General features: G+C 68.1%; 17 protein-coding genes and 1 pseudogene. 11 read left to right on the top strand and 7 right to left on the bottom strand.

Going from position 1 to position 18203, the window contains the following annotated elements; all coding sequences use genetic code 11:
- A partial coding sequence (locus tag AC1DMS_RS29675) for an NAD(P)(+) transhydrogenase (Re/Si-specific) subunit beta (RefSeq protein ID WP_478182083.1) occupies positions 1 to 1164 on the top strand: 1164 nt, incomplete at its 5' end.
- A gap of 33 nt (positions 1165 to 1197) precedes the next feature.
- Complete coding sequence (locus AC1DMS_RS29670) at positions 1198 to 1458, top strand: heat shock protein DnaJ domain protein (protein ID WP_015866069.1); 261 nt, start codon at positions 1198 to 1200, stop codon at positions 1456 to 1458.
- A gap of 762 nt (positions 1459 to 2220) precedes the next feature.
- Here AC1DMS_RS29670 and AC1DMS_RS29665 read toward each other — a convergent pair.
- Complete coding sequence (locus tag AC1DMS_RS29665) at positions 2221 to 3120, bottom strand: LysR family transcriptional regulator (RefSeq protein ID WP_015866067.1); 900 nt, start codon at positions 3118 to 3120, stop codon at positions 2221 to 2223.
- Positions 3121 to 3236: 116 nt separating this feature from the next.
- Between AC1DMS_RS29665 and AC1DMS_RS29660 the strand changes: the two genes are divergently transcribed.
- A complete protein-coding gene (locus AC1DMS_RS29660) occupies positions 3237 to 4118 on the top strand; it encodes an aldo/keto reductase family oxidoreductase (RefSeq protein ID WP_015866066.1) in 882 nt (293 codons plus the stop codon).
- 51 nt (positions 4119 to 4169) lie between these two features.
- Here the strand turns inward: AC1DMS_RS29660 and AC1DMS_RS29655 are convergent, their stop codons facing one another.
- From AC1DMS_RS29655 to AC1DMS_RS29645, 3 genes are read right to left on the bottom strand one after another with little or no spacing between them, the layout of a single operon-like run.
- On the bottom strand, positions 4170 to 4937 hold the full coding sequence (locus AC1DMS_RS29655) for a hypothetical protein (RefSeq protein ID WP_015866065.1): 768 nt from the start codon (positions 4935 to 4937) through the stop codon (positions 4170 to 4172).
- 6 nt (positions 4938 to 4943) lie between these two features.
- A complete protein-coding gene (locus AC1DMS_RS29650; protein WP_015866064.1) occupies positions 4944 to 5435 on the bottom strand; it encodes an AAC(3)-I family aminoglycoside N-acetyltransferase in 492 nt (163 codons plus the stop codon).
- Between the two features lie 25 nt (positions 5436 to 5460).
- Positions 5461 to 7440 carry a sensor histidine kinase gene (locus AC1DMS_RS29645; protein ID WP_015866063.1) on the bottom strand — a complete coding sequence of 660 codons (1980 nt, stop codon included), beginning with the start codon at positions 7438 to 7440 and terminating at the stop codon, positions 5461 to 5463.
- A gap of 209 nt (positions 7441 to 7649) precedes the next feature.
- Between AC1DMS_RS29645 and AC1DMS_RS29640 the strand changes: the two genes are divergently transcribed.
- The 6 genes from AC1DMS_RS29640 to AC1DMS_RS29615 all read left to right on the top strand — a co-directional run bounded on the left by AC1DMS_RS29640 (position 7650) and on the right by AC1DMS_RS29615 (position 14568).
- A complete protein-coding gene (locus AC1DMS_RS29640) occupies positions 7650 to 8552 on the top strand; it encodes a dihydrodipicolinate synthase family protein (RefSeq protein WP_478155202.1) in 903 nt (300 codons plus the stop codon).
- Positions 8549 to 9736 carry a mandelate racemase/muconate lactonizing enzyme family protein gene (locus tag AC1DMS_RS29635; protein WP_015866061.1) on the top strand — a complete coding sequence of 396 codons (1188 nt, stop codon included), beginning with the start codon at positions 8549 to 8551 and terminating at the stop codon, positions 9734 to 9736. Before AC1DMS_RS29640 ends, AC1DMS_RS29635 begins: the two co-directional genes overlap by 4 nt.
- Complete coding sequence (locus AC1DMS_RS29630) at positions 9733 to 10644, top strand: 2-dehydro-3-deoxygalactonokinase (protein ID WP_478182082.1); 912 nt, start codon at positions 9733 to 9735, stop codon at positions 10642 to 10644. Before AC1DMS_RS29635 ends, AC1DMS_RS29630 begins: the two co-directional genes overlap by 4 nt.
- Positions 10641 to 11696, top strand: a complete 1056-nt coding sequence (locus AC1DMS_RS29625; RefSeq protein ID WP_015866059.1) for a tripartite tricarboxylate transporter substrate binding protein — start codon at positions 10641 to 10643, stop codon at positions 11694 to 11696. The genes AC1DMS_RS29630 and AC1DMS_RS29625 overlap by 4 nt, the downstream gene beginning before the upstream one ends.
- 23 nt (positions 11697 to 11719) lie before the next feature.
- Positions 11720 to 12712: a tripartite tricarboxylate transporter substrate binding protein gene (locus AC1DMS_RS29620; protein WP_041945812.1), complete on the top strand. Its 993-nt coding sequence runs from the start codon at positions 11720 to 11722 to the stop codon at positions 12710 to 12712.
- A 215-nt stretch (positions 12713 to 12927) separates the two neighbouring features.
- Complete coding sequence (locus tag AC1DMS_RS29615) at positions 12928 to 14568, top strand: SMP-30/gluconolactonase/LRE family protein (RefSeq protein WP_018905784.1); 1641 nt, start codon at positions 12928 to 12930, stop codon at positions 14566 to 14568.
- Positions 14569 to 14598: 30 nt separating this feature from the next.
- On the opposite strand, the gene AC1DMS_RS29610 is transcribed toward AC1DMS_RS29615, so the two are convergent.
- A complete protein-coding gene (locus AC1DMS_RS29610; RefSeq protein ID WP_026284149.1) occupies positions 14599 to 15165 on the bottom strand; it encodes a winged helix-turn-helix domain-containing protein in 567 nt (188 codons plus the stop codon).
- A gap of 240 nt (positions 15166 to 15405) precedes the next feature.
- On the opposite strand from AC1DMS_RS29610, the gene AC1DMS_RS29605 reads away from it, so the two are divergent.
- Complete coding sequence (locus AC1DMS_RS29605; protein WP_018905786.1) at positions 15406 to 15795, top strand: hypothetical protein; 390 nt, start codon at positions 15406 to 15408, stop codon at positions 15793 to 15795.
- A gap of 81 nt (positions 15796 to 15876) precedes the next feature.
- The gene (locus AC1DMS_RS29600) at positions 15877 to 16629 is read left to right on the top strand and encodes an alpha/beta fold hydrolase (protein WP_018905787.1); all 753 of its coding nucleotides are present in this window, start codon (positions 15877 to 15879) and stop codon (positions 16627 to 16629) included.
- Here AC1DMS_RS29600 and AC1DMS_RS29595 read toward each other — a convergent pair.
- On the bottom strand, positions 16596 to 17651 hold the full coding sequence (locus AC1DMS_RS29595) for an RNA methyltransferase (RefSeq protein ID WP_018905788.1): 1056 nt from the start codon (positions 17649 to 17651) through the stop codon (positions 16596 to 16598). The genes AC1DMS_RS29600 and AC1DMS_RS29595 overlap by 34 nt on opposite strands.
- A gap of 181 nt (positions 17652 to 17832) precedes the next feature.
- Positions 17833 to 18110, bottom strand: a pseudogene (locus AC1DMS_RS29590) (helix-turn-helix domain-containing transcriptional regulator).
- Positions 18111 to 18203: the final 93 nt, after the last annotated feature.

The following is an 18203-nucleotide window of genomic DNA, read 5'->3' as shown; positions in this document are numbered from 1 at the left end:
ATGCCCGAGCTGGTGGCCTTCTTCCACAGCATGATCGGCCTGGCGGCGGTGTTCATCGCGGTCGCGGCCGTGGTCGAACCCGCGGCCATGCTCGAAGGCATCGCCAAGGGCGCGCCCATTCCCGCCGGCAACCGGCTCGAGCTGTTCCTGGGCGCGGCCATCGGCGCCATCACCTTCAGCGGCTCGGTGATCGCCTTCGGCAAGCTCTCGGGCACCTACAAGTTCCGCCTGTTCCAGGGTGCGCCGGTGCAGTTCAAGGGCCAGCACATGCTCAACCTGGTGCTCGGCCTGGCCATGATCGGCCTGGGGCTGGTGTTCGTCTTCACCGAAAGCTGGCCGGCCTTCTTCGCGATGCTGGCGCTGGCCTTCGTGATGGGCGTGCTCATCATCATCCCGATCGGCGGTGCCGACATGCCGGTGGTGGTGTCGATGCTCAACAGCTACTCGGGCTGGGCGGCCGCGGGCATCGGCTTCTCCTTGAACAACGCGATGCTGATCGTGGCCGGTTCGCTGGTGGGCTCGTCGGGCGCGATCCTGAGCTACATCATGTGCAAGGCCATGAACCGCTCGTTCTTCAACGTGATCCTGGGCGGCTTCGGCGGCGAGGCGGTCAGCGCCGCCGGCGGCGCCAAGGAGCAGCGGCCGGTCAAGAGCGGCAGCGCCGACGACGCGGCCTTCGTGCTGGGCAACGCCGAGACGGTGGTGATCGTGCCGGGCTACGGCCTGGCGGTGGCGCGCGCGCAGCATGCGGTGAAGGAACTCGCCGAGAAGCTCACGCACAAGGGCATCACCGTGAAGTACGCGATCCACCCGGTGGCCGGGCGCATGCCGGGCCACATGAATGTGCTGCTGGCCGAGGCCGAGGTGCCCTACGACCAGGTGTTCGAGATGGAAGACATCAACGGCGAGTTCGGCCAGGCGGACGTGGCGATCATCCTGGGCGCCAACGACGTGGTGAACCCGGCCGCGCTGCAAAAGGGCAGCCCGATCTACGGCATGCCCATCCTGGAGGCCTACAAGGCCAAGACGGTGATCGTGAACAAGCGCTCCATGGCGGCGGGCTATGCCGGCCTGGACAACGAGCTCTTCTACATGGACAAGACCATGATGGTCTTTGGGGATGCGAAAAAAGTAGTGGAAGAGATGGGTAAAGCGATTGATTGAGACGCCCCGGATCAATGTCCGAAAAGGAACTGTATGCAGTTTCAGTATTGCGACCACTATTGCCTTTTAAGCGTGCCGCGAGATGCGCCCAACGCCGCAATCGAAGCTGCGTTCCAAAGCGCTTTGGCAAAGGTGCCGCGCAAAGGAGTCTATCGATTGATCGCCTACATTCGCGGCAGAACGGAGTCCCAGTTCCTCAAGGCATTCGAAGAACTAAGCGATCCGGTGAAGCGAGCAGACTATGACAAGTTCCTATCTGAACTGGCCAATATTCCAGCGGGCCCGATGTGTTAATGGCTGAAAGGGATGCAGCTACCTCACAGCGAGAGCGGGATCTCAGGTCTGCTGGACAAACAATTTATAAGCGTATCGGACGGAACAACAGAACTTAAATCCGCTGCGATGGCCCGGAGGCGGTTCCGATTTTGTTGCGCGGCTGGTGGCCCAGAAACTGACCGGAACGGCGGGGTGGAGCGTCGTCGTGGACAACAAGGCCGGGGCCTCGGGGTTGATCGGGACCGATGCGTCCATCGATCCGAAAACGCTGCAGCTCGCAACGTCGCCGTCGCAGAATTGGTAGCCCGTATCGCCCGAGCATATGAAATTGAACTGCCTGCGCAGGCGGCGGGATGACGGGCGAGAAGTCAAGCGGAGCGGGTCGATGGGCAGCTATGTCGTGAGTCAGAAGTTCATTGAATGGTGGTATTGATTCAAGACCAATGCCCCCCGGCATCTTCTTGCGCGGCGGACCGTTGCGGCATCGAGCGGCTTGTTGGCTGACACCGTTGCGGCTGCGGTTGCGGTTGCGCTGGCCGCGCGGCCCTCGCGACTGGCCACGCGCGTTACGACCTGCGGATCGGCACGCTGGGGCGAACGTGAAGAGATCGCGTATGTTCGACAAAGCGGCCAGGGCTGCGGTGGCACAGGCGCGCTGCAGGGCGGCGCGGCGCATGGGGAGGCCGGTGGAGAGCCTCGTTGTGCTCGAGGTGCCGTTCAAGGTCACTGTGCCCAATACACCGAAGCGATAGCCCATGCGTTTTCTGAACGCGCCACGATTCACGAACCATTTCGTATGAAATCCACGAACGCCCGCAGCGGCGCCGGCAGCAACCGGCGGCCCGGATAGTAGAGGAACGGCCCCGGGAAGCGCAGCCACCAGGGCTCCAGGATCGGCTCGAGCGCGCCGCTTTCGAAATGCGGCCGCAGCCAGTCCTCGAACAGGTAGACCACGCCGGCACCGGCGATGGCCGCATCGACCGTGAGATCGGCCGCCGCGCCGATCCGCACGATCAGCTGCCCCGTCACGTCGATGCGCAGGCTTTCGCCGTCGCGTTCGAACTCCCATGGAGGCATCGACCCGCTGGCAAAGCGCCCGCGCAGGCAGGCATGGCCGAGCAGCTCGCGCGGATGCTGCGGACGGCCGTGCCGATCGAGATACGCCGGGGCGGCCGCGACCGCGAAGCGCTGCAGCCGCGGGCCGATCGGCACCGCGACCATGTCTTGCTCGAGCCGCTCGTCGTAGCGGATGCCGGCATCGCAGCCGGCGGCCAGCACATCGACAAAACCATCCTCGGCAATCACCTCGAGCGAGATGTCGGGATAGGCCGCAAGAAAACCCGGCACGATCGACGGCAGCACGAGCCGCGCGGCGCTGATCGGCACGTTGAGCTTGAGCGTGCCGGTGGGCCGGTCGCGAAAGCCGTTCACCACGTCCAGCGCCGCACCGACTTCAGCCAGCGCGGGCCTCAGCCGCTCGAGCAGGCGTTCTCCGGCTTCGGTGGGCCGCACGCTGCGCGTCGTGCGGTGGAGCAGCCGCACGCCGAGCTCGGTCTCCAGCCGGCGCACCGCCTCGCTCAGGGCCGATGCGCTCGTGCCGCTCAGGCGTGCGCCGTCGCGAAAGCCCTTGGCTCCCGCCACCGCCACGAAGGCGTTCAGATCCCCGAGGTCGACGTTCATTGTCTGGAATTCCGCACAGGCTGTGCCGATTATGGTGGGTTATCAAGCAGCGAGGCGCTGCCTAGACTGGGCTTCACGACCTCGTTCCCCCACTTCAGCGCCTCAGGAAAGACACCATGTCCAGCACGCAGACCCCCGGCACCTTCACCCTCGGCGACCGCGCCGTCCATCGGCTCGGCTACGGCGCGATGCAGCTCGCCGGTGCCGGCGTGTTCGGCCCGCCCAGGGACCGCGAGGCGGCCGTGGCCGTGCTGCGCGAAGCGGTCGCGAATGGCGTCGACCACATCGACACCAGCGACTTCTACGGCCCGCACGTCACCAACCAGGTCATCCGCGAGGCCCTCGCGCCCTATCCGAAGGACCTTGTCATCGTCACCAAGATCGGCGCGCGCCGCGACGGCACCGGCGGCTGGCTGCCGGCGTTCTCGCCCGCGGAGCTCGCGCAGGCGGTGCACGATAACCTGCGCCACCTGGGCCTGGAGGTGCTGGAGGTGGTGAACCTGCGCCTCATGTTCGACGTGCACGGCCCGGCCGAGGGCTCGATCGAGGCGCCGCTCGCGGCGCTGGCCGACTTGCAGCGCCAGGGCCTCGTGCGCCATGTCGGCCTGAGCAACGCGACGCCGGCCCAGGTGGCCGAAGGCCGCCGCATCTGCCGCATCGCCTGCGTGCAGAACCACTACAACCTCGTGCACCGCAACGACGATGCGCTGATCGATGCGCTGGCGCGCGACGGCATTCCCTACGTTCCGTTCTTTCCCCTTGGCGGCTTCAGCCCGCTGCAGTCTTCGGGGCTCTCCGACGTGGCGCAGCGCCTGGGCGCCACGCCGATGCAGGTGGCGCTGGCATGGCTGCTGCGCCGCTCGCCCAACATCCTGCTGATCCCCGGCACCTCGTCGGTCGCGCACCTGCGCGAGAACCTGGCGGCGGCAAAGCTGGAACTGCCGGCCGATGCGATGGAAGCACTGGACCGCGTGGCGGGCGCTTCCGCTGCCGGGTAGAAAGCCCCGAACTCGTGTCACGTGAGGCCGAGCCCTCTTCATCGATGAAGGCTATGAATTTTCCTCGGTGCGCTGGCAGACCCTTTCGACCACCGTCACTCGCGCGCCCAGCGCCTCGAAGCGGTGGACAAGATCGTCCTTCCGGGCAACGCTGACGCTGTCGTCCAGCAGCGGCAACGGCAGCTGATGCTTGAGCTTCAGCAGGCTTGCGCCCGCGAGATGCTTGTAGTCCGGATGTGCCTTGAGCACCGCCAGGACCCGCAGGGGTTCGTTGCCCAGGTCCGTCAGGTGCACCGTGTGGAAGACCACGGGCACATGGTCGCCTGGCAGCGAAGGCGGCACATGCACCCGGATGTGCGCCATCAGCATCTGGAGATTCGGGAACAGCGGCTGCGGAGACCAGCGGCCGCTCCCGTGCCAGTCCCACAGCACCGGCACCTCGGGCTGGCTGATGTCGCCGATCAGCGGGTCGCCATCGGCGTTCTGCAGGACCACCCAGTGCGGCTGCCACAGGCCCGCATCCACGGCGTCGCTCCATACCAGATGCTCGGGCGTGCTCGCCTTCCGGTCCAGGATGAAGCGGTAGCCTTCCATGTCGGCCAGCAGGCCGGGCGCGTCGACGGCGCCCGAGCCCGTGAGCACGCCGCCTCCATCTTCGCGCCAGCTCGGCGCCTCCAGCACAAGGGACTGGCTCCCCATGCGGCGGCACCATGCGAACCAGTCCTGGATCGGCGGGGGCAGGGGCGGCAGGGTGAACCGGGCTGCCAGCGAGGCCTGCACGGCGGTGCGGCTCGGCCAGTTGTCGCGCGTGAGGGCCATCGAATTTCAGGACGCCTGCACGGGTTGCACCGGCGGCACCGGAATGTCGAAATGCAGCACGTCTTCGCGCACGCCCAGCTTCGTGTACAGCGCGACGGCCGGCGCATCGGGCGGATCGGCCTGCACGAAGATCACATAGGCCCCGCGTTCGGCGCCGATGCGCTGGAGCTCGCGGATCAACGCGGTCGCCACGCCCCGGCGCCTGTGCCCGGCGGCAACGGCGAGGTCGTAGATGTAGATCTCGCTGCGTTCCTGCTCGAACTTTTTCAGCTCGTAGGCCGCGAGGCCGCCGATGACCTGCGACCCCTCGCGCGCCGCCAGCGCGATGAAATAGTCGCTGCCCAGCAACTGCCGCAGGTACGCAGGCCGAGGGCGGCTGGCGGCGTAGGCGGCCGGTTCGTCGAAGGCTTTGCCGAAAACCGCGAGAAGCTCGGTCATCAGCGGACCGTCGTCGGCCGAGAGCTGCCGAACCTCGTAGCTGGCGGGGGTCGTGGACATGGCGGCATCCTAGCAACAGGCAATCTCAGGCGGCGCTCATGGTCTTGCTGTCGGCACCCTCCCCATGGTGCAGGGGCAGCCAGAGCGTGAAGCGCGTCCCGCCGCTGCCCGATTCCCAGCGCACCGTGCCGCCGATGGCCAGGGCGCGCCGCTGCTGGTTGCGCAGCCCGCGGCCGCTTCGGCGCAGGGCTTCCTCCACGGCAAAGCCCGCGCCGTTGTCCTCGATCACCACGCAGACGCCATGGCCGTCCGTCGCCGTGCTGAAGCGGATGATGGTGGCCCGCGTGTGGCGCAGCACGTTGGCCACGCACTCCTGCATGATGCGCAGGATGTGCAGTGCGCCGCCCGGGTCCAGCCAGGACAGCGCGGGTACCGGCTGCACTTCCCAGCGCAGCGCGACGCCGGCGCTCTCGATGCGCGGCGCCAGGCGAAAGCGCAGGGTGGCCAGCAACAGCAGCAGGTCGGCGTCCACGCTCTCCATCGAATCGATGGCCAGCTTCAGGTCGTCCATGCAGCCCTTGAGCACGCCCGAGATCTCGGTGCCGCTCATGGCGCCTTGCTCCACCGACCGGATCGCGCTGATCAGCGACGAGCCGAGCCCGTCGTGCATGTCCTGCATCAGGCGCCGGCGCTCGGCGCCGAGCATCTGCTCGTTCTCGATCACGCGCAGCCGCTGGTAGCTTTGCTCCAGCTCGGCCTCGCGCGCCTGCAGGCGCTGGGCAAGGCCCTTGTTCAGCCGGGCCACTTCGGCGAAGGCGCCCGTGTAGCGCTGGAACATGATGTACGAGAAGATGAAGAACAGGCTGATGATGGCGTAGGGCGAGGTGTACACGCTCTCCGGGCTTACCAAGTTGTTCTGCAGCAGCCCGTCGTAGGAAGTGAAGGCCAGCGCCAGCACGGCCCAGCCCGCCACCAGCCGCCCCTCGGGAAACTTGGCGCGCAGCGCCTTGCGCAGGTTCACCGCGAAGATCAGCACCGTGACGGGCAGCACCGCCAGGTTGAGCAGCGGCGTGAAGAGGTAGAGGCTGGGTATCGCCCTGGACACATGGGGCAGCGTCGCCATGCTGCAGGCCAGCGCCAGCCCCACCGACAAGCGCGTGAGCCAGCGCGAGGGCTGCTGGTGCAGGCGCTGCAGGAACAGGTGGATGAGGATGATCAGCCAGAGCAGCGAAGCCACGGTGATCCATTCGAACCACTCGTCCGAGACCAGCAGGTAGTCGCCGCTCACGAAGTAGTGCAGCATGCGCAGGAAGGCCATTGCCGAAATGGCGAAGAACAGCAGGTAGAGCGATTCGCGCCGCTTGCCCAGCCACACCGCGAAGGCAAAGGCACCCACCGCCAGGAAGGCCGCGCTGCCCATGAACGGCAGCTGCACCTGCAGCAGCTGGCGCAGCAGGTAGCGCCAGCTCAGCGAACCCTCGCCGCCCACCCACACGGTGGAGAACCCGCTCCCGCTGCTGGGCAGGCGGTCGACGCGGATCAGCACCGACGCCGGGGACGGCGTGTTCGCCGCCGCATTCAGCGGCAACAGCAGCGGATGGTTGTAGCCGTTGTGCACCGCGCTGCCCTGCGACTGGTAGAGCAGCACGCCATCGCCGTACACCGCGATGCGGCCCAGGGTCTTCCAGCGCGGCAGGTACAGGAGCAGCGGCTGCCGCGCCGGTGGCGCCAGCCCGGACAGGTCGATGCGGTACCAGTCGGTGACGGTGCGCACACTGCCGGCCGGCGTGGGCACCAGCTCGCGCGCGGCCGTGCGCGGCAGGTCGACCGTCTGCCATCCCTCGCGCGGCAGGCCGGCGTCCTCGATGCGCCGCGGCGGAGCCGAATAGCCCGTGCCGGGAACGGACAGCAGTTCGGCCCGCGTGATCTGGACCGCGCCGCCCTGCTGCGGCGCCGCATCCGTGGCCGGTGCGCCGGCGGTGCTCGCACAGGGCAGCAGGGCCAAGGGCAGGGCGAGCCACAGCGTTGCGGTCCACCGGCCAAGGGCAACGCGGGATGGTTTCATCAGGACACAATTATGTGCTCGTCAAAATTTTCCATTAAATGGAAAAGAACGGCAAATTCCCTGCGCGGTCGAGCGGTGCCGAGGGCGGGCGCTCGTCTGCCGGATTCCGGTGGTTAAGGGTTTGCACCAGATCGCCAAGAAAGCAGCCAGAAAGATAATTTCCATTCATTGGAACTAATCGCAAAACTTTCATGGCCGAGCGTCCTTCATTGACAGGTGTCTTCCCTGTTCTTCCCACGCCCTTCGATGCCCAGGGGCGGCCCGACGCGGATTCGCTGCGCAGGCTGGCCGAATATCTGATCCGGTGCGGCGTCGATGGCATGACCTACCCGGGTGTCGCCAGCGAGGTGGGCCAGCTGACCCCCGACGAACGGCAATCGCTGCTGGGCGTCGTGCTGGCCGAGGTGGCTGGCCGCGTTCCGGTGATCGCGGGCGTTTCGAGCGGCGACACCGCGACGACCGTTCGCCTCGCGGCGGAGGCAAGCGCACGCGGCGCGGCCGCGTTGATGGTGGCGGTGCCGCCGGACCGCAAAGGCGCGGCCGAGCAGATCGCCTATTTCAGCGAGGTCGCGCGGGCCGCCGAGGGGACTGCGCTGATGCTGCAGAACGTGCCGCCGCCGGTAGGTGCGGGGCTGGACCCCGAGGTGGTGCTCGAAATCCTCGCGGCGGTTCCGTCGATCCGGTATGTCAAGGAGGAAACGCTGCCGAGCGGGCAGCGCCTTTCGGTGCTGCGCGACAAGGCGCCGGCCAGCCTGCTGGGCGTCTTCGGCGGCGCGGGCGGGCGCTACATCACCGACGAACTGCGCCGCGGCGCGGCCGGCACCATGCCCGCGATCGAGCTGGCGGAGGTGCACACCACGCTCTTCAAGGCGCACCGCGCGGGCGACGCCGACCGGGTCCGCGCGCTCTTCACGCGCATGCTGCCGGTGCTGAACGTGCAGGCGGTGTTCCGCTGGTCGCTGACGAAGTACGTGCTCAAGAAGCGCGGCCTCATCGCCGACACGCGCCAGCGCATGCCGGGCCCGCTGCTCGACGCGCAGGACATGGCGGATGTCGACGCCTTCCTGGCGGACATCGCGGACCTGCTGCTGCCGCAGGACCGGCTGCCATGACCGGCTTCGCGAAGATCGCGCAGGTCGAGAGCTTCATCGTCTCGCTGCCGCGCGACACGCCCTACCTCGGACCCCTGGGGCCCGGCGAGAAGATCAACGAGCGCGGCTACCTCGTGCGCAGCGGCAATCGCGCGATCTATCCGTCGACCGACATGTCGGTGCTGATCAGGATCACCGCCGACGACGGCACCGTCGGCTGGGGCGAGACCTACGGCATCGTCGCGCCCGACGCGGTCACGAGCATCATCGACGACGTGATCGGGCCGGTGATCGTGGGCCGCGATCCGCGCGACGCGGTGGTGATCCAGGAAGACCTCTACGACCTGATGCGCGTGCGCGGCTTCTTCGGGGGCTTCTACGTCGATGCCATCGCGGGTGTCGACATCGCGGTGTGGGACCTCTTCGGAAAGCTGGTGGGCCAGCCCGTGGTCAAGCTGCTCGGCGGCCAGCGGCTCCAGACCGTGCCGGCCTACGTGTCCGGCCTTCCGGGCGCGACCCTCGCGGCCCGGCTCGAGCTCGCGCGCGGCTTCGTCGCCAAGGGCTTCGATGCCTTCAAGTACCACGCGGCCGTTTCCTTCGATGGCATCGTGGCCGAGATGCGGACGCTGCGCGAAGGCCTGGGCGACGGCGTCAGGCTGATGGTCGACCTGCACTGGAAGTTCACCGCGCAGGAAGCGGTGCAGCTCATCGACCAGCTCGCGCCCTACAGGCCCTACTTCGTCGAGGCCCCCTGCCAGCCCGAGGACATCGAGGGCCAGGCCCATGTGGGCGCGAGCGTGCGCGTGCCGCTCGCGCTGGGGGAGGAGTGGCGCACGGTCTTCGAATACCGCCCTCGCCTGGAGCGGCGCGCAATGTCGATCGTGCAGCCCGAGATGGGGCACACCGGCATCAGCCAGTTCATGCAGATCGGCCGCATGGCCCATGCGTTCCACATGAAGGTGATCCCGCACGCCAGCATCGGCCTGGGCATCTACCAGGCCGCGAGCCTGCACGCCACGGCCGCGCTGCCCAATGCGCCGATGCACGAATACCAGCACTCGGTCTTCGACCGCAACCTGAAGTACGTGCGGACTGCGATGCGCTGCGACGCCGGGGCCTTCCATCTGCCCGAGGGCCCGGGCCTGGGCATCGAGCCCGCCCCGGAAGTCTGGCAGTTCCTCAGAAAGAAAGGCGCTGCGCAATGAAGGCGTCATTGATCGCCATCGACTGGGGCACTTCCAACCTGCGCGCGAGCCTGCTCGATGCGCATGGCGGCCTCCTCGAAGCCCGCAGCGCACCCGGCGGCGTAATGGCCGTGCCCGACCGGCGTTTCGCCGAGGCACTGCTGGCGCTGTGCGGCGACTGGATCGACGCGCATGCGGTGCCGCTGATTGCGAGCGGCATGATCGGCAGCCGCCAGGGCTGGCAGGAGGCGCCCTATGTCGCCTGTCCGGCCGGGCTGCCGGCCGCCGCGGCGCAGCTGGTGCGGGTGGAGGTCAGGCCCGGTGCGGTGCTGCACATCGTGCCCGGCATCCGTTGCATCGGCATCGACGGCGTGCACGACGTGATGCGCGGCGAGGAAACCCAGCTCTGGGGCGCAGGCCTTGCGGCCGGCGACTGCTGCGTGCTGCCCGGCACGCACAGCAAATGGGCCTGGCTGGGCGAGGAGGGCAAGGTCGAGCGCTTCGAGACCTTCATGACCGGCGAGTTCTATGGCCTGCTGACGAAGCACGGCATCCTCGGCCGGCTCATGGCGTTCGGCACGGCGCGGCCCGAGACCTTCGATGCCGGCGTCCGGCTGGGCCTGGCACAGCATGGCAACGCATTGCACGTGGTGTTTGCGGCGCGCACCGCCGGGCTCATGGGCGACATCGATCCGGAGGGCCTGCCGGACTATCTCTCGGGCATCCTGATCGGCCTGGAGATCGCGAGCGCGACCGCGCGGCATCCGCAGCGCAGCGTCATCTTGCTGGGTGACGACGACCTGTGCAGCCGCTACGAAACCGCGCTTGGCATCGCCGGGGTGGACACGCGCCGCGCGAGCGACGGGGCGACCACGCGAGGGCAATGGCGCGTCGCCCTCCAGGCTGGCCTCGCGAAGTACATGGCATGAACGGCGTCATTGCCATCAATTCGCTGATCGAGTTCAAGGAGACAAAGATGGTGTTCCACAAAGACAAGAGATTCGTCCTGCGTCTCGCGCTTGCCTGCGCGCTGCTTCCCGCCTTCGGCGGCGCGCAGGCGCAGTCTGCGCCGGCGGCTGCGTATCCGTCCAAGCCGATCAAGTTCATCGTGCCGGTGCCGGCCGGCGGCGCCGCCGACGCCATGGCCCGCATGATCGCCACGCACCTGCAGACCGCGTGGGGCCAGGCCGTGGTGGTCGACAACAAGCCCGGCGCCGGTTCGAGCGTGGGGATGGCGGTGGTTGCCAAGGCCGCGCCGGACGGCTACACCATCGGCATGGGCAATGTCGCGGCCAACGCCATCAACCCCGCCGTGCGGCCCGAGGCCTTCCCCTACGATCCGGTGAAGGACTTCGCCGCGGTCACCATGGTGGGCATCACGCCGCTGATCCTGGTGGTGAATCCGCAGAAGGTGCCGGCGCGCACGCTGCCCGAGTTCCTCGCGTACCTCAAGGCGCACCCGGGGCAGCTCAGCTATGGCTCTTCCGGCGCAGGCTCGGCGCTGCACGTGGGCATGGAACTCTTCCTGCAGAAAACCGGCACCTCGATGGTCCATGTCGGCTACAAGGGCTCGGCGCCCATGCTGACCGACCTGCTCGGCGGACAGGTCGATGCCGCCATGGATGCGGCCGCCACCTCCTGGCCGCAGGTGCAATCGGGCAAGCTGCGCGCGCTGGGCGTCTCGACGGCGCAGCGGGTGTTCTTCGCGCCCGAGCTGCCGCCCATCGCCGAGTCCGTGAAGGGCTTCGAGATGAATCCCTGGCACGGCGTCATGGCGCCGGCCGGCACGCCGCCCGCCATCGTCGACAAGCTCGCGGCCGAGATCCAGGCGTTCCTGCGCCTGCCCGACACCGAAGCCAAGCTGCGCGAGCGCGGCGTGGTGCGCGTGGGCTCGAGTCCCGCGGAGTTCGCGAAGAGCCTGCGCGATGAAGCGGCCTTCTACAAGAAGCTCGCAGCCGACGCGGGCATCAAGGCCGAATGAGCCGCCGGACCCGGGACCGCGCCATGCGAGCTTCGGCAACTGCTTTCCCGCTTCCGCGCCGCGCCATGCTCGGCCTGCTGGCCGCCTCGGCGGCGCCGTCGCTCTGGCCCGTGCCTGCCCGCGCGCAGGAGGCGTGGCCCACGCGGCCCCTCACCGTGATCGTTCCCTTCGCGCCGGGCGGCGCGGGCAATGGGTCCGTGCGCATCCTGGCCGAGCTGATCGGGCCGCGCATCGGCCAGCCGCTGGTGGTCGACAACCGGCCGGGTGCGGGCGGCATCACCGGCACCGCGATGGTGGCCTCGAGCAATGACGACCACATGCTGCTGATGGGCAGCACCACCATGACCATCCTGCCGGCGCTGCGCAGCGACCTCGGCTACGACGTGCAGCGCGACCTGCAGCCGGTGGGCATGATCTCGACGCAGCCGCTGGTGCTGGCCGTGGGCGCTGGTTCGCCGGTGCGCAGCCTCGACGATCTCGTGGCGCGCGGCCGCGCGGGCGAGCTGAGCGCCGGCAACAGCGGCGTCGGCACGCTCTCTCACCTGGCCACCGAGCTGCTCAACCGCAAGCTCGGCACGCGCCTGCTGCCGGTGCCCTACAAGGGCGACAGCGTGCTGATCCCCGATGTCGCGGCGGGCACCGTCTCCGTGGGCGTGATGAATCTTCCGGTCGCGCTGCCGCTGGTCCAGGCCGGCCGCCTGCGCGCGGTGGCCGTCACCTCGGCGCAGCCCCTCGCGGGCCTGCCCGGTGTGCCGGTGCTGCGCTCGCTCGGCCAGGAGTTCGTCATCTCCGGCTGGGCCGCACTCTTTGCGGGCCGCAAGGTGCCCGCGGCGGGCGTGGCGCGGCTCGAGAAGCTGCTGCGCGAAGCCATGGACACGCCGGCCGTGCGCGAGCGCTTCGCCAGCTTCGGCGTGACGCCGTCGGCTTCGACACCATCGCAGCTGCGCGAGTACGTCCGCAACGAAACCGCGCGGTGGGGAGACGTGGTGCGCAGCCGCGGCATCAAGCTCGAGTGAGGCGCGCGGGCGCCGGCCTGCAGGAAGGCTCCAACTAGAATTCGGCTGCCCATGTTCCGCTCTTCGGAACTCCTTCCCACGTATTCATGACACGCACCACCGGAGCGATCTCCAAGGGAGACAGCACATCCCAACGTCCGGCGGCTGAAACGCACGACCAGGCATCCGATTCCGCGCGGCCGTCGACACCAGGTCTCGGCGTGCTGGAAAAGGCGATGAACCTGCTGAACATCGTGTCGGCACGCCGCACGCCGATGACCTTCACCGAACTGCTGCGCGCCTGCGACCTGCCCAAGGCCACGCTGCACCGCATCCTCGCGACGCTGGTGCGCGAAGGGCTGCTGCGGCACAACGCCTACGATAAGACTTTCCAGCTCGGGCTGCGCCTGCTCGAGCTGGCACACGACGTATGGAGCGAGTTCGATCTGCGCGTCGCGGCCCAGGACGAGCTCGCGCGGCTGCGCGATGCGCTGGGCGAGACCGTGGAACTCACGGTGCTCGATGGCCGGTGCGTGGTCATCCTGGCCAGCGAGCCGGGGGACGAGGCGTCGGGCGCACGCTCCGCGGTCGGGCAGCGCTTGCCGGTGCATGCGTCCGCGGCGGGCAAGGCGATTGCAGCGAACCTCGATTCCTCGGGCCAGCGGCGGCTGATCCAGGCGCTCGACCTGGAGCGCTTCACGCCGCGCACGATCGTGACGCCGACCGAGCTGCATGCCGAATTCGACCTGGTGCGCGCACGCGGCTATGCGATCGAGCAGGGCGAGCGCGCGCCGGATCGCGCGGCAGTGGCCGCGCCGATCTTCGACTACGAGGGCCGTCCGATCGGTGCCGTCGCCATCAGCACCGATGCGAGCCGGCTGGACGCGGCGCGCGCCCACACCCTGTCGTCCGCGCTGATGGGCGCCGCCCGCAGCATCACCCACAGCGCGGCGGGCAAGGCCATGTCCATTGCCACCCAGTCGCCGCCCGAAACCACCTCGTCCGTCGAAGTGCGCTGCGTGAGCGAAGTGCGTTCGCTGCTGGGCGAAGGACCGATGTGGTCGCCTCGCGACAATGCGCTCTACTGGGTCGACATCCTCACGCCCTCGGTGCACCGCTACGACGCCGCGACGGGCGTGGACACCGAGACGCCGCTCGGAACCATGGCGAGCCTGGTCGTGCCCAAGGCCAGCGGCGGCCTGCTGGTTGCAACGCCAGGGGGGATCATGGCGCTCGATCTCTCCACACGGCGGCTGACCGCCTTCTGCCACCCCGAAGCGGGCCGCACCAATGTTCGCTACAACGACGGCAAGTGCGACCGGCGCGGGCGGCTGTGGGTCGGTTCGATGGACATGGCCGCGGCGGCCAACCGGGGCCACCTGTTCTGCGTCGAGGCGAACGGCAGCTGGAAGCAGGTCGACACCGGGTTCACGGTGCCCAACGGCATTGGCTGGAGCCCCGACAACAAGACCATGTACGTCACCGACACGTACCGCCAGACCATCTACCGCTACGACTTCGACCTCGCCTGCGGAACCGTTGGCAACCGGCGCCCGCTGATCACCATCGCGGCCTCCGACGGCAAGCCCGACGGCCTGACGGTCGACGACCAGGGCTGCCTGTGGATCGCCCTCTGGGACGCCTGGCAGATCGCGCGCTTCTCGCCGGAAGGCCAGCTCATGCAGCGCCTGCGCGTGCCGGTTCCGCGTCCCACCAGCTGCTGCTTCGGGGGCGACAACCTGGACACGCTGTTTGTCACGAGTGCCTCCTTGCGCCTGAGCGAGGAGCAACTGGCGACCGCGCCGCTGTCCGGTTCGTTGTTCGCCATTCAGCTGCCGGATGCGCGGGGCTTGCCCGAGGCGGCATTCGCTGGTTGAAGTGCGCCGTGCGCCGTGCGCCGTGAAGCCTCAGCGTGATGGAAGCTTGCCCGGCGATCTGCGCCGCGGCCTGGGTGTCGACGCCATGTAGATCGCGAGGGCAATGCCAATCGCACTGACGCACAGCGGGGCAACGACCGAGAGCCATCGGCTCCGCTGCACCGGCGCCGCCGCTGCTTGCGGCCGGCGCGCGGGTGGATCTGCGCGATCGAGCTGCACGGGCAGCACCTCGGCGTCGAACATGTAGCCGCGCCGCGGCGATGTCGCAATCAATGTCGCGCCGTGATCGCCCAGGCGGCTGCGCAGTTCGCCGATGCAATGCACGAGCGAGTCGTGCGTGACCACCACGTCCGGCCACAGGCTGTCCATCAACTCCGTCTTGCCGATGAGGCGCTGGGGATTGGCGAGGAAGAAGCGCAGCAGCGCATCGGGCTTGGGGCTGAGCGGGATCAGCGTGCCACCCTGGCGAAGCTGGCCGCGTTCGAAGTCGAACTCGAAGCCCGCGAACTGAACCGCTGTTGCGACTCCGGCTCGGCCCCGCAAGCTTGCGGATGCGAGCGGATCTCGCTCATTGGCTGGTGGTTGCCGTTCGTACATGGACGCATCTCTCGAGATTGCCGCAGTGGCATTGAACACAGCGAACCGCTCGGAGATTCTGTTCCTGTTTGCTTCGCTCCGGAAGGCCATGAAGGCTTTTCTCTTCGCGAAATCATCGCCACATCTTCGCAGTTCGGTCCTGAAGAAGCTGCGTGCTTCACCTATCGTGGATGGGTGGCATTCGCCGCAGGTTCGGGGAGCTCATCGCGTAGGTACCCATGTGCTCGATCGGAGCGAATCATGCAAGTGCGAATCTTCTGCTCGATGTTCTTCAGCGCGATGGCGCTCTTCCCACCGATCGCCCACGTGACCGCAGCCGAGGAACGCGTCTACCTGGGCAAGGCCGAGATCGAGAGCGTGCTCATCGACAAGGGCATCGAGTCGAGGAACCGGTCGACGGGCATGGTGTCGCACTGGATCTTTCGGCCTGACGGCCGTGTCGAGTTCGCCAACAAGAGCGGACCGGGCAGCGCCTCGGGAACATGGGTGGTCCAGACCGACGGCTTGATGTGCGTCACGATGCTCACTCGAACCGGCTGCCGCTATTGGTTTCGCCAAGGCAGTACGTTCGCCAATGCGCTGGGCAAGGAGCCCGACTCGCCACTTGTTGCAGAGATCGCGTTCGAGTAGCCGAAGGTATCCGGCGCTGCACCCAAAGCCCGCAGAGGCAAGTATTCTTGCGCCGTCGCAGATGCGACGGAGGCAACGGACATGTACATCGAACAAGGCGGCGAAGGCCCGGACCTGCTCCTCTTGCTGCACGGAATGGGCGCGACGGGCGCGGTGTGGTCGCCCATGTGCGCCGAGGCCGGTGCCCGCTGGAGCGGCCGCTGGCTCGTGCCCGACCTGCCCGGCCACGGCCAGTCGGCCCGGCAGGACTCCTATGCCATCGGCCAGTACGCCGCCAGCGTGGCGCGCGCCGCGCTCCCGCACATCCGTCCCGAGGGCCGCTTCGTGGTGCTCGGGCATTCGCTCGGCGGAGTGATCGCGCTCGCGCTGGCCACGGGCTGGTTCGGCGTCGCGCCGCACTGGGTGTTCGCGGCCGGCATCAAGCTCGCGTGGAGCGACGACGAGCTGCGCCGCATGGAGGCGCTGGCGTCACAGCCCGCCAGGAAATTCGCCACCGAACAAGAAGCGTGGGACAGGTACCTCAAGGTCTGCGGCCTGGCCGGCATCGCCGATGCGGCGGCAGCCGTCGTTGCGCGGGGCATCGCGCGCGACGCCGACGGCTGGCGTCTTGCAATGGATCCCCGGGCCCATGCCGTGGGCAAGCCGCCGGTGCCCGAACTGGCGGCGCTCGCGCGCTGCCCTGTCCACCTTGCCCGCGGGCAACACGACGCGCTGGTCACGACGGCGCAGACCCGCGAGATCGACCCCGATGCGCGCGAGCTCGGGCCGCACGGCCACAACGTGATGGTCGAGGCCCCCGCTCAGGTCTGGGATTGGGTGGCCTCGCTCAGCTGAGCGAAGCGAATCGGCACCACCCTTGCTTCGGCCGCGCGCGCCCGCAGCTGGCCGCAGCCGCCGTCGACATCCTGCCCGGCCGAATGGCGCAGCTTGGTCAGGATGCCGCGCTGGTGCAGCGTGCGCGCCATCTGTTCGCAGCGCCCCAGCGAGGGGCGGCTGAAGGCCACGCCCTCCACGGCGTTGAAGGGGATCATGTTCAGCACGCCGAACTTGCCGGAGAGCAGCCTCACGATGCCTTCGATCTCCTCCGGCCCGTCATTGATGCCTTCCAGCAGCGTCCACTGGTACTGGATCGGGTAGCCGGTGGTCCGGGCGTAGCGCTCGCCTGCGTCGACCAGTTCCTCGGGCGTCATGTTCGGCGCGCGCGGCAGCAGCTTCTTGCGCAGGTCGGCCTTGGTGGTGTGCAAGGAGAGCGCGAGCGCGGGCCTGACACGCGCCTGCTGCAGCCTTTCGAACGCGCGCGGATCGCCCACGGTCGAGAACACCAGGTTCTTGTGGCCGATGTTGCCCACCGTGCCGAGCAGCTCGATCGCCTCCATCACGTTGTCCAGGTTGTGGGCCGGTTCGCCCATGCCCATGAACACCACCTTGCGCACCGGCCGGCGCATGCGCGCGAGGGCGACCTGCGCAATGATCTCGGCGCTGCCGACCTGGCGCAGCAACCCGTCGCGCCCCGTCATGCAGAACTGGCACTCGACCGCGCAGCCCACCTGCGACGAGACGCACAGGCCATCCCGCGGCAGCAGCACGCTCTCCACCGTCTGGCCGTCCGCCAGCGCGACCAGCAGCCGCTCGGAACCATCGGCGCCGGGATGCACCGCGTGGATGCGCGCCAGGCCTGCAAGCTCCGCTTCGATGGCGGGCAGGGCCGCCAGCAGCGACGACGGAAAGAAGCTCGCCGGCAGGCGTCGGCCGCTGTTGCGGGGCAGTGCGTGGGACCACAGCCGCAGGATGCGCTGCTCGTGGCTGGGGCCTGCACCGGCTTCCCGCAGTCGTTGTTTCAGTTCGTGGATTCGCATGCGTGGGTCATTTTGGTGCCGCCTCGTCCCGGCCGTGTCTCAGCCGCATTTTTGGAAGCGCCTGCATTCGGCGGCCGTCGGGATGTCAATGTGTTCTCCGCGTCGTGAAGGAAATGAGGCAGCCTGCGATTTTGCCAAGACGGTTCGCCGACCCCGTCCACCTTGGGGCGACAAGACGCGCTCAGGTGGCGTGTGCCGACGCAGCCAGCGGCTGGACTGCCAGCCGCAACCCCATTGCCTTCAGAATGGCCGACGAGCTGCTGAGCGCCGGATTCCCCTTCGGAGCAAGCGTCCGATAAAGCTGTGTCGGGTTCAGGTGGGCCTGCTCGGAACAGCCTGAACCCCACCCAAAGCTTGCGCCTTCTGCCGCAACATGATCAGCAACTCGGCCGGGTCGCCGTCTTCGAGGATTGCGTTGATGACTTCGAGCGCGAACGCAGGATCGTTGTTCTTTGCCATTAATGTCCGAGACAGCGCATTAAAGTCAGAGACGGCGCATCGTTGTCTGAGACAAGCACGCCACTGATCGGAAGCGGATGCTAGTTCCGCGTC

The sequence above is a fragment of the Variovorax sp. 05T418 genome, assembly GCF_056396385.1.
The sequence above is the reverse complement of the archived record's forward strand: the minus strand, read 5'-3'. Positions and strand labels throughout refer to the sequence as shown.

Coding starts and splice junctions, on each gene's coding strand:
- AC1DMS_RS29615 (WP_018905784.1), top strand. CDS start 12,928: ATGAACCTGCTGAACATCGTGTCGGCACGCCGCACGCCGATGACCTTC.
- AC1DMS_RS29625 (WP_015866059.1), top strand. CDS start 10,641: ATGAACGGCGTCATTGCCATCAATTCGCTGATCGAGTTCAAGGAGACA.
- AC1DMS_RS29630 (WP_478182082.1), top strand. CDS start 9,733: ATGAAGGCGTCATTGATCGCCATCGACTGGGGCACTTCCAACCTGCGC.
- AC1DMS_RS29645 (WP_015866063.1), bottom strand. CDS start 7,440: ATGAAACCATCCCGCGTTGCCCTTGGCCGGTGGACCGCAACGCTGTGG.
- AC1DMS_RS29655 (WP_015866065.1), bottom strand. CDS start 4,937: ATGGCCCTCACGCGCGACAACTGGCCGAGCCGCACCGCCGTGCAGGCC.
- AC1DMS_RS29600 (WP_018905787.1), top strand. CDS start 15,877: ATGTACATCGAACAAGGCGGCGAAGGCCCGGACCTGCTCCTCTTGCTG.
- AC1DMS_RS29610 (WP_026284149.1), bottom strand. CDS start 15,165: ATGTACGAACGGCAACCACCAGCCAATGAGCGAGATCCGCTCGCATCC.
- AC1DMS_RS29635 (WP_015866061.1), top strand. CDS start 8,549: ATGACCGGCTTCGCGAAGATCGCGCAGGTCGAGAGCTTCATCGTCTCG.
- AC1DMS_RS29650 (WP_015866064.1), bottom strand. CDS start 5,435: ATGTCCACGACCCCCGCCAGCTACGAGGTTCGGCAGCTCTCGGCCGAC.
- AC1DMS_RS29605 (WP_018905786.1), top strand. CDS start 15,406: ATGCAAGTGCGAATCTTCTGCTCGATGTTCTTCAGCGCGATGGCGCTC.
- AC1DMS_RS29660 (WP_015866066.1), top strand. CDS start 3,237: ATGTCCAGCACGCAGACCCCCGGCACCTTCACCCTCGGCGACCGCGCC.
- AC1DMS_RS29620 (WP_041945812.1), top strand. CDS start 11,720: ATGCGAGCTTCGGCAACTGCTTTCCCGCTTCCGCGCCGCGCCATGCTC.
- AC1DMS_RS29670 (WP_015866069.1), top strand. CDS start 1,198: ATGCAGTTTCAGTATTGCGACCACTATTGCCTTTTAAGCGTGCCGCGA.
- AC1DMS_RS29665 (WP_015866067.1), bottom strand. CDS start 3,120: ATGAACGTCGACCTCGGGGATCTGAACGCCTTCGTGGCGGTGGCGGGA.
- AC1DMS_RS29595 (WP_018905788.1), bottom strand. CDS start 17,651: ATGCGAATCCACGAACTGAAACAACGACTGCGGGAAGCCGGTGCAGGC.